The sequence below is a fragment of the Marixanthomonas ophiurae genome (assembly GCF_003413745.1).
In the GTDB taxonomy this organism is placed as follows: Bacteria; Bacteroidota; Bacteroidia; order Flavobacteriales; family Flavobacteriaceae; genus Marixanthomonas; species Marixanthomonas ophiurae.
Map to the genome: position 1 here is coordinate 1,352,567 of NZ_QVID01000001.1, position 11,887 is coordinate 1,364,453.

An 11,887-nucleotide genomic window follows, 5' to 3' on the forward strand; every position below is an offset into this window, starting at 1 on the left:
TTTTATTTAAGTTGTTCACTTGTCTTTCCAAATCTTCTTTCTCTGTTTTGATAATTTAATATTGCTTCAAAAAGATGGTTTTTTCTATAATCTGGCCAAAGTGTATCTGTAAAATACAATTCGGCATAGGCTATTTGCCATAATAAAAAGTTACTAATACGTTGTTCACCGCTGGTACGTATTAATAAATCAACATCTGGCAAATTTTGCGTGTAAAGATGATTATTTATAACCGTTTCGTCAATATTTTCCGGCGAAATTAGGTTATTTTTAACTTTATGACTAATCTCTTTGATGGTTTTTATAATTTCTTCCCTAGAACCATAGCTAAGAGCTAGTGTCAAGGTCATTCTGGAGTTTTTCTTGGTTATATCAATCACGTCGTTTAATTCACGTTGTGCCTTTTTAGGAAGAGCTTCCAGATTACCAATGGCATTGAGCTTAATGTTGTTGTCTTGGAGGGTTTTGATTTCTTTTTTTAAAGAAGAAACTAATAGTTTCATCAATAATTCTACTTCCAGTTTGGGTCGGTTCCAGTTTTCAGTAGAGAAAGCATATAAAGTTAAATAGGGTATATTTAATTCTGCACAGGCTTCAACAATTTCGCGAACAGCTTTGGTTCCATTTTCGTGACCTATGGAGCGAAACAAACCTTTTTGTTTGGCCCACCTGCCATTACCGTCCATGATAACAGCCAAGTGTTTGGGTAATTTATCTTTATCTATTTGTTGTTTTGTGCTCATTGGGTTAAAAGTTACAATAACATGGTTTGCGGCCAAAAGTTACAGTAAGTGTAATGCCTGTAAAAACATACCAATCATCACTATTTATATTACCGAATTTCACACTCTGATTATCTTCAAGGTTTTTGACAGGGTTGCTGCCATCTAAATCATCGGTGAAAGTATAACGGGCGCCAATTTCAAAACCCAATACAAATTTATTAGCTAAACTGGTTTTATAACCTACCACCATCGGTATCGCTACAGTTGATGCGCCATCATAACTGGTAATTACATCATCGCTTCTTTTATAAAGAGCATCATACCAAAAATAGGTGAGCCCAGTATATAAATAGGGAGTGCTTGCCGGTTTGCCACTGTACATGCTAAATTCCCAAAAAGTATATTCCATTCCTACTGAAACTTCACTTACAGTATTTGAAAATGACAAGCCTCGTTCTTGTCTCCGGTCTTGGTTGGAGTCTGCATCATCGCCCTTAATGTTGGCGACTAATACAGAGGCTCTAAAAGAGTGCCTAGCGCTTCGATTCCACTTAAAAATACCGCCGAAAGCAAAGCTGTTGGGAGCTATGTAGTTAGTGCGTCCTACATCACCTATATAATTGGCGCCGCCAATCATACCGCCTATTTCATAGGTTTGTGAATGTAGTGAAAATGTGGCTGTTACCACTAAAATTATGGTCGCGATATACCTCATATACCTTAAAAGTTTGCAAATATAATAATAAACTTCGCTTTATTGGATAATTAGCGAATTACTCTTGGACAGTTAACAAAGTTTACGGCTTTTTATTGTTTTAGTTACGTTTGTCTTCACCCCATAACAGTTTTTTTCGAAGGGTTTTAATAAAACTGTCTTCAGCTAATTGTACTAGTTTAATGGTAAAGGAAGCTTTACTAATGTGAATAGTAGTGTTATTTTCTAGCGTAGCGATTCGTGAGTCCAAAGACACTAAATACGATTTTTCTCTTCCTGAAACCTTTAGAGTAAGCTTACTGTCATCTGGCAAAACCAACGGACGTGCATTGAGGTTGTGTGGAGCAATTGGGGTGATGATAATGTTTTTTGCACTTGGTTCAATCACTGGGCCGCCACAACTTAGAGAGTATCCTGTAGAGCCTGTTGGTGTAGCCACTATTAATCCATCAGACCAATACGATGTAAGGTGTTTGCCGTTTACATCGGTTTCCACTTTAATCATGGAAGTTGTGTTTTTACGGTTTACAGCAATTTCGTTTAGGGCAAAATTTAAAGTGGGTTTTATTTCTGTATTTTTTGGAGAGGTAGCAATGGTGAGTAGGCTTCGTTCAGAAATTAAATAATCTCCATCGAGTATTTGAGATAAACTTTGAGTTATTTCTTCTTTTTGAATTGTTGCTAGAAAACCTAATCGCCCTGTATTTATACCTACAATGGGAATATCTAGATCTTTCACAAACGTGACCGATTTTAAAATGGTTCCATCACCCCCAATACTAAAAAAAAGGTCGTATGATTCATCTAACTCTGTAAAGGTTTCAAAGTTGGAGAAGTTCCTCGTAATTTCATTATTCAGGTTAATGATGTCTAAGAAGTTTTCTTCAATAAAAACAGATACATTTTTATTTTTCAGCACATCGAGAATTAACTGAATATAGGTTTCAGAATTTTTATGATAGAATTGACCGTAGATGCCTATTTTCATCAATTTACATATTTAAATATTTGTCTAAATAGTCAGACCGTTCTTGTAGGTCTTTTAAAAATTTGTCTTCTTCATGATTGCTTATCACGGTGTAATTGTACCTTCTAAATGTTTGCACAATCTCGTTCATGCCTGTGTGGCCTATTTTAATGGTAGCTTGCATTTTGTCATTCTCAATTTTTGAAACAAAGGCTCCAAAAATTCGGGTTCCATTGCTTTCTACAATCTGGCAAATTTCACTAAAGGAATAATCATTAATTCCTTTTTCTACTACAATAATAGCTCCAGCTTCGTTTAAAAAAGGTGTATTGTTGAATAGGCTCATAATGTCGCCTAATTCATAATACCCTATATAATTGTTTTCTTCGTTTAAAATAGGCATAATATTACTGTTATGAAGCGCAAAAGCCTCTAATATATCTAGCCAATTAGCGTTTTTTCTAACAAAAAAGCCTTCTAAAGCATATTGATAATCACTTAACTTTTTGTCGTTTTCAAAGCAATGGGCATCGGTTTCGGAAACACAGCCTATGTAGGTGTCTCCTTTTTTTACTGGAATATGGGTATAGGTAAGATTATTAAAGGCCTTTTGTATATCTTTTATGTTTGAAGAAATATCAAAAGGTGAAACATCGTCCAATATGTAATTCAATGTATCCAAAATAGCTATTTTAAGTGCAAATTACTTAAAATATAAATGGAAAAGCCACCCGAACCTTTGTATTTTTGTTAATTATAAACTAAGAAAATGACAAAATTAAGTGTAAATATTAACAAAATTGCGACCCTTAGAAATGCTCGTGGTGGCAATATGCCCAATGTATTGCAAGTAGCAAAAGATGTTCAGGCTTTTGGAGCACAAGGAGTAACTATTCATCCAAGGCCCGATGAGCGTCACATTCGGTATCAAGATGCGTACGATCTTAAACCTATAGTAATCACGGAGTATAATATTGAAGGAAACCCTATCGAAAAGTTTATGGATATGGTGTTGCAAATTAAACCTACTCAAGTAACCTTGGTACCAGATTCGGTAGATGCTATCACCTCAAATGCAGGGTGGGATACGGTAAAACATAAAGATTATTTAGCTGAAATTATTTCAGAATTTAAAAACAACGGCATTCGAACTTCCATTTTTGTAGATCCTACATTAGATATGATTAAAGGAGCTGCAAAGACCGGTACCGATAGAATTGAACTATATACCGAAGCGTTCGCTGAAGCATTTGAAAATGGAAATAAAACAGCGGTAAAACCATATGCTGATTGTGCTGCTCTAGCGCATAAATTAGGACTTGGCGTTAACGCCGGTCACGACCTTTCCTTAGGAAATATTAAATTTTTCAAAGAACAAGTTCCACATTTACAAGAAGTGTCTATTGGGCATGCTTTAATATGTGAAGCTCTTTATCAAGGATTAGAGTCGGTAATTCAAGAATATTTAGAAAAACTGAAATAATGGAAGTATTACATTCGCAAATATTAGGAGAAGGAAGCCCTTTTTTAATTCTTCACGGTTTTTTAGGAATGAGTGATAACTGGAAAACGCTTGGCAACCGTTTTGCTGAAGCTGGTTATCAGGTTCATCTTATCGACCAACGCAATCATGGCAGGAGTTTTCACGATGACGAACATAATTATAAGGTTATGGCTGAAGATGTGAAAAACTACTGTGATCATCATGATCTTAAAGATATCATCTTGTTGGGGCATTCTATGGGTGGTAAAACCGCTATGCAATGTGCAACTGAATACCCTGGACTGGTTTCAAAATTAATTGTGGCAGATATTGCACCTAAGGAATATCCGCAGCATCATCAAGATATTCTAAAAGGATTAGCTTCGTTAGATTTTTCTGAAATAGAGAGCCGTTCACAAGCCAGTGAAAAATTGTCAGAATACGTGAAAGAAAAGGGGGTGCGTCAATTTTTGTTAAAAAATTTATATTGGAAAAATAAGGGAGAGCTAGCATTACGAATGAACCTTACTGTGTTGACTAAAAACATAGATGAAGTAGGCGAACCATTAAGCAAAGAAGCTGTTTTTAAAGGGGATGCTTTGTTTTTAGGAGGTGAAAACTCTGGATACATTCAGCAAATAGATGAAATAATAATAAAAAAACATTTCCCAAAAGCTAAAATTGGAACCATAAAAAATGCTGGGCATTGGCTACACGCAGAAAATCCTGAAGAATTTTATGAAAATGTTATGAATTTTTTATAGTATTGTAAAGGCAATTTGCTATGTATGCATAATAAATTGAAAAATTTGATAAAAATCCATATCAATAATAAATTTAATTTAACTCAAATCAATTATGAAGAAAGTAGTTCTACTTGCCGTATTTGCACTTGCAACGGCAGTAACCTATGCCGGCGGTTATCGTGTTAGCTTGCAAGGACAAAAAGCACTTGCTATGGGGCACACTGGTGTGGCTGTGGTAAACAGTGCGGAGAGTGTGTTTTTTAATCCCGCGGGATTAGTGTATTTAGAAAATAAATTAAGCATATCAGCAGGTGTTAGCGGTGTGTTCTCTACTGTAGCCTACCAAAATGAAGCTCTTGGAACCTATGCTGAAACTGATAATCCAGTAAGTACTCCCTTGTATTTTTATGCATCGTATCAAGCAACAGATTGGCTTGCTTTAGGGTTAGGAGTTTATACTCCTTACGGAAGTACTGTTGAATATGAAGATGATTGGGCAGGTTCTCACCTAGTAAATAATATTGATTTACAAGCAATATTCATTCAGCCAAGTGTTTCGTTAAAAGTAAATGATAAATTTAGTGTAGGTGGTGGTCCAATTTATGTAACGGGGTCGGTTAATTTTAATCGAAATCTTACAAGATCACTTACAGATTTAGAAGGAAACCGTTCTGAAGTTACTATCGATGCTTCAGGAGTTACCAATTGGGGATGGACTGCAGGTTTTATGTTTAATCCAACCGATAACTTACGTATTGGTGCTAATTACCGTTCCGAAATTATTTTAGAAGCTGAAGAAGGGGATGCAGATTTTCAAAACGTACCCAATTCGCCATTAACTCCATTTGTAGATACTCAATTCGATGCGTCTTTACCTATGCCTGCTGAATTAACAGTTGGTTTAAGTTATGAATTTTGTGAAAAATGGACTTTTGCTTTTGACTATAACCGTGCTTTCTGGGATGTATATGAATCTTTGAGTATAGATTTTGCAAACCCACAGGTGCCAGATTCTGAAAATTTAAGAAATTATAAGAATTCATCATCATATCGTTTCGGATTACAGTATGATGTAACTGAAATGTTTACGCTTCGTGCAGGATATTATTTTGATGAAACTCCGGTTCGTGATGGTTATTTTGCGCCAGAAACTCCAAGAAATGATAGTAGTGGTTATACTGCTGGTCTTACTGTAAACGTAGGTAAACATTTTCAAATAGATGCTTCATTCTTATACTTACACTTTAAAGAAGTTGATGCTTCTTATGATTATCACTTTGATCAAGGTGTTCGAGCACCTTTTAGCGGAACCTATAAATCTAGTGCCTTTGTACCTGGATTAGGAGTGTCTTACAAACTGTAATTGATAAAAAATTGAAAACAATGAAAAATACTATAAATATATGTTTAGGCTTACTTGCCATTGGGTTTGTAAGTTGTGAACCAGAATTTGAAAACCCTGTAAATGAAGAAGGGTTTTATGACAGCGGAAGTGCCAATTTTTCTAATTTTGTAGCAGTTGGTAACTCGTTAACAGCCGGCTTTGCAGATAATGCGCTGTATATTACAGGTCAACAAAACTCATATCCAAATATATTAGCTGGTCAATTTGAGTTTGCAGGTGGTGGTGATTTCACGCAACCGTTAATGAATGATAATTTAGGAGGATTGCTATTAAACGGAACTCAAATAGCAGATAATCGGTTAGTTCTTTCTGTAGGTGCAGATGGCGAAAGAGCTCCTGTTCTATTAGAAGGAAACCCAACAACTGAAATTACAAATGGCCCAACCGGACCATTTAATAATATGGGAATTCCAGGTGCTAAAAGTTTTCACTTAGTTGCTCCAGGTTATGGTAATGCTGGTGGAATTTTATCAGGTACTGCGAACCCATATTATGCTCGTATTGCAACTAGTAGTAATGCTACTGTAATCGCTGATGCTGCTTCTCAAAGCCCAAGTTTTTTCGCACTTTGGATTGGGAACAATGATATTTTAAGTTATGCTACTTCTGGTGGGGTTGGTGTTGACCAAACAGGAAATGTAGATCCAACTACTTATGGTCCTAATGATATAACAGACCCTAATGTTTTTGCTTCAGTTTATAGTCAAGAGGTTGACGCCTTAGCAGCAGGTGCTTCTGGAGGTGTATTGATTAATATTCCTGATGTAACATCAATTCCTTATTTCACCACTGTACCTGCACAAGCTATTCCTTTAGATGCTGCTACCGCTGGTGCTGTAAACACACAGTTTGCACAATATAATAATCAGGTGCTACCTACTTTAGTAGGAGCAGGAATTATTACACAAGAAGAAGCAGATGCTAGAATGGTAAACTTTTCTGCAGGACAGAACTTCCCTATTCTAACTGATGATGATTTAACAGATGTTACACAGATTTTAATTGCACAAGGTCTACCTCCTGAAACAGCAGCATTATTAGGCCAATTACGTCAAGCAAATAATAACGATTTAATTGTACTTACTGCATCCTCTGTTTTAGGAACACAAGCAGATCCAAATAACCCATTAAGTATTATTGGAGTTGCAGTTCCGTTACAGGATCAGTTTGTTTTAACTGGTGTAGAGCAATCTCGTGTTTCTACAGCTTCAGCTGCCTATAATGCTACTATACAGGGGATTGCTAGTGCTAATGATTTGGCTTTTGTAGATGCTAGAGCAGCCTTAAGGCAAGTAGCTCAAGGAGGTGTTGCATATAACGGAGGGGTTTTAACTTCTGCTTTTGCAACTGGTGGTGCTTTTTCATTAGATGGAGTTCACCCGACACCTAGAGGCTATGCATATACAGCAAATGTTATGATAGATGCTATTAATGCACAGTATAATGCAACAATTCCTAAAGTTGAAATAGGAAATTACGCCACTATAACGCTAGCTAACAACTAGTAGATGTAGATATTTAAAAATTAGTTATTAAAAAAAAACCGTTTCAGATTTTTCTGAAACGGTTTTTTTATCTTTATAGAAAACAAAAAAGATGAATACACTTTTAAAACTCCTATTAACGGCAGTAGCAGTTGTGGTACTTGCAAAAATTCTTCCCGGTGTGGCTGTAGAGGGTTATATCTCTGCTATTATTGTAGCGATAGTTATTGCCTTACTTAGGTTTATCGTTAAACCTATTCTTGTGATTTTAACGCTTCCCGTTACTATTATTACTTTAGGTCTTTTCCTATTAATAATCAACGCGATTATAATTTTAATGGCCGATTGGTTTGTGGGTGGTTTTGCTGTAGCAAACATTTGGTGGGCCTTGTTATTTAGCTTATTGCTTTCCTTTTTACAGTCGGTTTTATTTTCGTTTATAGATACTGAAAAATAACCAATTGAAATACAGGTCATACTATTTGTTAGCTTACTGAAATTGTCTTATTTTTGCAACCCGAAATTTTAAGGAAAAAGGAAAAGACAAAACGACCCTTCGAGGTAAATTTTTCAGAAAATGAACATTACAAAAAAAGACATTGATAATTTAAATGCTGTGCTAACAGTAGAAATTTCAAAAGACGATTATTCAGATAAGGTAGAATCCATTCTGAAAAACTATCGTAAAAATGCTAACATTCCTGGTTTTAGAAAAGGTCACGTACCAATGGGGATGGTTAAAAAACAATACGGTACCGCTATTTTAGTAGAAGAAGTAAATAAATTACTTCAAGACAATCTACACAAATATTTAACTGAAGAAAAGCTGGACGTATTAGGAAACCCAATCCCTAAAAACGAAAAAGATGTAGACTGGAATGAAGAGGATTTTACCTTTGAGTTTGATCTAGGTTTAGCGCCACAATTTGATGTGGATGTAAAAGGTAAAAAGGCCATTACACATTATAAAGTGGTTGCTGATGATAAAATGATCAACAACCAAGTTGAGACTATCCGTAAACAATACGGAAAGTTGATAGCCAAAGATACGGTTGAAGACGGAGATGAAATTACAGGAACTTTTACTTTAGATGAAAAAGATATTGATAATCCAGCTACTTTTAGTACAGAAGATATAAAAGGTAAAAAACAATTAAAAGCGTTGAAAGAAGCCAAAATTGGAGATGTTGTTACCTTAAAAACAAAAGGGCTGTTTAACGACGATCACGATAACCAAAAGCAGTTGGGTGTTTCTCACGATGATGCGCATGGTTTAGACATTGACGTAGATTTTAAAGTAGAAGAAATCAATACGCGTGAAATGGCAGAGCTAAACCAAGAGTTTTTTGATAAGCTTTTTGGTGAAGGTGTTGTTACTTCAGAAGAAGAATTGAAAGAAAAAATTAAAGAAGACGCTGAAAAGCAATTTGCACAGCAAAGCGATCAGAAATTATTGAACGATGTTGTTGAAAATTTAATTGAAAACACAAAATTCGATCTTCCTGATGAGTTTTTGCAACGTTGGATTCAAGTTTCTGGTGAAAAACCAATGACTGAAGAAGAAGCAAAAGCGGAATACGAGCGAAGCGAAAAAGGATTACGCTATCAGTTAATTGAAGGAAAAATACGTAATGAGAATGAAGCGTTACAAGTTTCTTTCGATGAGTTGAAAGACCACAGTAAGCAAATGATAAAAGCACAGATGGCTCAGTTTGGTAACACTAATCCAAGTGATGAAGAGTTGGATGGTATTGCAGCGCGCATCCTTAGCAATGAAGAAGAAGTAAAGCGTATGACTGAACAGTTAAATACGACTAAGATGCTTCAGTACTTTAAGGAAAACGCAAAACTGAAAGAAAAAGAGATTTCTTACGACGACTTCATAAAAGAAGCGTCTAAGTAATTCAGTAAAAAAAAGGTATCTTTAGGCGTTGAATATATGGGTTCAACGCCTAATTTTGTTTAAAGAAAATAGATAAAAAATTTATGGACTACGGAAAAGAATTTAAAGACTTTGCTATAAAAGATCAAGGAGTAAGCAGTTTGTATTACGATAAAATTGTAAGTAGTATGAATCCTGTAGGCCTTACCCCAAATATTATTGAAGAACGCCAAATGAACGCAGTAGCAATGGACGTTTTTTCACGTTTAATGATGGATCGTATTATTTTTCTAGGCACAGGCATTAGCGATCAAGTTGCTAATATAGTACAGGCACAATTGCTATTCTTAGAAAGTACAGATGCTTCAAAAGACATTCAGATTTATATTAACTCACCAGGCGGTAGTGTATATGCGGGCTTAGGTATTTACGATACCATGCAGTTTATAAAGCCAAACGTGGCAACAATCTGTACAGGAATGGCTGCTTCTATGGCTGCTGTACTATTATGTGCAGGTGAAAAAGGAAAACGAAGTGGATTAACGCATTCTCGTGTAATGATTCACCAACCATTAGGTGGGGCGCAAGGTCAAGCTAGTGATATTGAAATTACAGCTCGTGAAATTATTACTTTAAAAGAAGAACTTTATAAAATCATCGCCAAACATAGTGGTCAAGATTACGAAAAGGTATATGAAGACAGTGATCGTGATTATTGGATGAAGGCAGACAAAGCGTTGAAATACGGAATGATTGATGAGATATTAACACGCGGATAACGCAAAGATTGATTATTAAATTTGAAAAATGACAATATGTCGAAAGAAGAAGGATTAGAATGTTCCTTTTGTGGACGAAAAAAAGCTGAAACCAGCCTGCTTATTGCCGGTTTGGATGCCCATATTTGTGATCGCTGTATAGAACAAGCGCACGGTATTGTAGTTGAAGAAGCTTTACACGCTACAAACAATGAAATTTCTAAAGATGTAATGCTTAAAAAGCCAACTACTATTAAGGCTTTTTTAGATGATTATGTAATTGGGCAAGAGAATACTAAGAAAGTGATGTCTGTTGCAGTATATAATCACTATAAGCGTTTATTACAGCCAAAAACCGATGATGATATAGAAATACAAAAAAGTAACATCATTATTGTTGGTGAAACTGGAACTGGTAAAACTTTGGTTGCTAAAACGGTAGCAAGAATGCTAAACGTTCCCTTAGCTATTGTAGATGCAACGGTTTTAACTGAAGCTGGATACGTTGGGGAAGATGTAGAAAGTATTCTTACCCGTTTATTACAAGCTGCGGATTACAATCTAGAAAAAGCCCAAACGGGAATCGTTTTTATTGATGAGATAGATAAAATTGCTCGTAAAAGTGATAATCCATCTATTACACGCGATGTAAGTGGAGAAGGCGTTCAGCAAGCTTTACTGAAACTTTTGGAAGGGACTACAGTAAACGTACCGCCAAAAGGAGGACGTAAACATCCCGACCAAAAATTTATTGAAGTAGATACCGAAAACATCTTGTTTATTGCAGGAGGAGCATTTGATGGTATTGAAAAGAAGATTTCGAAACGATTAAACCTTCAAGCGGTTGGTTTCAGTGCTTCAAAAAAAGAAGATTCATTAGAACGAAACAATTTGTTGCGTTATATTATTCCGAAGGATTTAAAAGACTTTGGACTTATCCCAGAGATAATTGGTCGTCTTCCAGTATTAACGTATATGAATCCGTTGGATAAAGGAGCATTACGAGCTATTTTAACCGAACCTAAAAACGCCATTGTTAAACAGTATGAGAAACTGTTTGAAATGGACGATATTGAATTAGTGATCACCGAAGAAGCACTTGATTTTATAGTGGGGAAAGCTGTAGAATATAAATTAGGGGCAAGAGGGTTGCGTTCGTTATGTGAAGCGGTATTAACCGATGCAATGTTTGAATTTCCTGGGACGGATAATAAAAAACTACACGTTACCAGAGAATATGCCGAAGAAAAACTGAACAAATCAACTATTAAAAAGTTGAAAGCAGTTTCTTAAACCTTTAGCACTTATTAAGATAGCAAAGCCCCGAAGAAACTACGCTTCGGGGCTTTTTACTAACTTAAACTAATCTATGTAAAATAAAATTATGGTGTAGCAATAACAGTTTTATTCTTCTTATGAAGAATTTTTTGCTGCATCAATTCTTTTTTGTTTTTCAAAGTATAACCGGCAACTTCATTTCCATTTTCTTTAGCTGAAACTGCTGTCGCACAAGATGCGGTTGAAAGGATAAGAAATGTTCCTAATAATATAAATGCTATTTTTTTCATTGTTGCTTACTGAGCTATTAATTTGAGACAAACGTACTCTGTAAGAAAAATATTACCAAAACTTTTAGTTGAACGGAGCAAGAAACTCGTTTAAAAACACGTTGTTTTTTAAGTTTCGATTAAGTGTAAAAAGCATCGTTTTATAACACAAGAA

13 protein-coding genes are annotated in these 11,887 nt (G+C 35.5%); 8 read left to right on the forward strand and 5 right to left on the reverse strand.

Going from position 1 to position 11,887, the window contains the following annotated elements; genetic code table 11:
• Nucleotides 1-2: 2 nt before the first annotated feature.
• The 4 genes from DZ858_RS06130 to DZ858_RS06145 form a co-directional block, all read right to left on the reverse strand.
• Entirely contained in the window at nucleotides 3-743 is a 741-nt protein-coding gene (locus DZ858_RS06130) for an isoprenyl transferase (RefSeq protein WP_117159538.1), read from the reverse strand.
• A 4-nt stretch (nucleotides 744-747) separates the two neighbouring features.
• Nucleotides 748-1,440 (reverse strand): type IX secretion system protein PorG, encoded by a 693-nt coding sequence (gene porG, locus DZ858_RS06135; RefSeq protein ID WP_117158693.1) that lies wholly within the window; start codon nucleotides 1,438-1,440, stop codon nucleotides 748-750.
• A gap of 100 nt (nucleotides 1,441-1,540) precedes the next feature.
• Nucleotides 1,541-2,428: an NAD kinase gene (locus DZ858_RS06140; RefSeq protein ID WP_117158694.1), complete on the reverse strand. Its 888-nt coding sequence runs from the start codon at nucleotides 2,426-2,428 to the stop codon at nucleotides 1,541-1,543.
• Nucleotides 2,429-2,432: 4 nt separating this feature from the next.
• Complete coding sequence (locus DZ858_RS06145) at nucleotides 2,433-3,089, reverse strand: CBS domain-containing protein (RefSeq protein WP_117158695.1); 657 nt, start codon at nucleotides 3,087-3,089, stop codon at nucleotides 2,433-2,435.
• 87 nt (nucleotides 3,090-3,176) lie between these two features.
• Here DZ858_RS06145 and DZ858_RS06150 point away from each other — a divergent pair, with 87 nt between their 5' ends.
• From DZ858_RS06150 to clpX, 8 genes are all read left to right on the forward strand, one after another.
• Nucleotides 3,177-3,890 (forward strand): pyridoxine 5'-phosphate synthase, encoded by a 714-nt coding sequence (locus tag DZ858_RS06150; RefSeq protein ID WP_117158696.1) that lies wholly within the window; start codon nucleotides 3,177-3,179, stop codon nucleotides 3,888-3,890.
• Nucleotides 3,890-4,654, forward strand: coding sequence for an alpha/beta fold hydrolase (locus tag DZ858_RS06155; protein ID WP_117158697.1), 765 nt, complete (start codon nucleotides 3,890-3,892; stop codon nucleotides 4,652-4,654). Before DZ858_RS06150 ends, DZ858_RS06155 begins: the two co-directional genes overlap by 1 nt.
• A 94-nt stretch (nucleotides 4,655-4,748) precedes the next feature.
• On the forward strand, nucleotides 4,749-5,999 hold the full coding sequence (locus DZ858_RS06160) for an OmpP1/FadL family transporter (protein ID WP_117158698.1): 1,251 nt from the start codon (nucleotides 4,749-4,751) through the stop codon (nucleotides 5,997-5,999).
• A 20-nt stretch (nucleotides 6,000-6,019) separates the two neighbouring features.
• Entirely contained in the window at nucleotides 6,020-7,546 is a 1,527-nt protein-coding gene (locus tag DZ858_RS06165) for an SGNH/GDSL hydrolase family protein (protein ID WP_117158699.1), read from the forward strand.
• A 91-nt stretch (nucleotides 7,547-7,637) separates the two neighbouring features.
• A complete protein-coding gene (locus DZ858_RS06170; protein ID WP_117158700.1) occupies nucleotides 7,638-7,982 on the forward strand; it encodes a phage holin family protein in 345 nt (114 codons plus the stop codon).
• 120 nt (nucleotides 7,983-8,102) lie between these two features.
• Nucleotides 8,103-9,428 (forward strand): trigger factor, encoded by a 1,326-nt coding sequence (gene tig / locus DZ858_RS06175; protein ID WP_117158701.1) that lies wholly within the window; start codon nucleotides 8,103-8,105, stop codon nucleotides 9,426-9,428.
• An 83-nt stretch (nucleotides 9,429-9,511) separates the two neighbouring features.
• Nucleotides 9,512-10,186, forward strand: a complete 675-nt coding sequence (gene clpP, locus DZ858_RS06180; RefSeq protein WP_117158702.1) for an ATP-dependent Clp endopeptidase proteolytic subunit ClpP — start codon at nucleotides 9,512-9,514, stop codon at nucleotides 10,184-10,186.
• A 36-nt stretch (nucleotides 10,187-10,222) separates the two neighbouring features.
• Entirely contained in the window at nucleotides 10,223-11,458 is a 1,236-nt protein-coding gene (gene clpX, locus DZ858_RS06185; protein ID WP_117158703.1) for an ATP-dependent Clp protease ATP-binding subunit ClpX, read from the forward strand.
• 89 nt (nucleotides 11,459-11,547) lie between these two features.
• Here the strand turns inward: clpX and DZ858_RS06190 are convergent, their stop codons facing one another.
• On the reverse strand, nucleotides 11,548-11,733 hold the full coding sequence (locus DZ858_RS06190; RefSeq protein WP_117158704.1) for a hypothetical protein: 186 nt from the start codon (nucleotides 11,731-11,733) through the stop codon (nucleotides 11,548-11,550).
• Nucleotides 11,734-11,887: the final 154 nt, after the last annotated feature.

Excerpts from the sequence above, each read along its gene's own strand:
- DZ858_RS06130 (WP_117159538.1), bottom strand. The coding sequence starts at position 743 with ATGAGCACAAAACAACAAATAGATAAAGATAAATTACCCAAACACTTG.
- porG (WP_117158693.1), bottom strand. The coding sequence starts at position 1,440 with ATGAGGTATATCGCGACCATAATTTTAGTGGTAACAGCCACATTTTCA.
- DZ858_RS06140 (WP_117158694.1), bottom strand. The coding sequence starts at position 2,428 with ATGAAAATAGGCATCTACGGTCAATTCTATCATAAAAATTCTGAAACC.
- DZ858_RS06150 (WP_117158696.1), top strand. The coding sequence starts at position 3,177 with ATGACAAAATTAAGTGTAAATATTAACAAAATTGCGACCCTTAGAAAT.
- DZ858_RS06155 (WP_117158697.1), top strand. The coding sequence starts at position 3,890 with ATGGAAGTATTACATTCGCAAATATTAGGAGAAGGAAGCCCTTTTTTA.
- DZ858_RS06160 (WP_117158698.1), top strand. The coding sequence starts at position 4,749 with ATGAAGAAAGTAGTTCTACTTGCCGTATTTGCACTTGCAACGGCAGTA.
- DZ858_RS06165 (WP_117158699.1), top strand. The coding sequence starts at position 6,020 with ATGAAAAATACTATAAATATATGTTTAGGCTTACTTGCCATTGGGTTT.
- DZ858_RS06170 (WP_117158700.1), top strand. The coding sequence starts at position 7,638 with ATGAATACACTTTTAAAACTCCTATTAACGGCAGTAGCAGTTGTGGTA.
- tig (WP_117158701.1), top strand. The coding sequence starts at position 8,103 with ATGAACATTACAAAAAAAGACATTGATAATTTAAATGCTGTGCTAACA.
- clpP (WP_117158702.1), top strand. The coding sequence starts at position 9,512 with ATGGACTACGGAAAAGAATTTAAAGACTTTGCTATAAAAGATCAAGGA.
- clpX (WP_117158703.1), top strand. The coding sequence starts at position 10,223 with ATGTCGAAAGAAGAAGGATTAGAATGTTCCTTTTGTGGACGAAAAAAA.
- DZ858_RS06190 (WP_117158704.1), bottom strand. The coding sequence starts at position 11,733 with ATGAAAAAAATAGCATTTATATTATTAGGAACATTTCTTATCCTTTCA.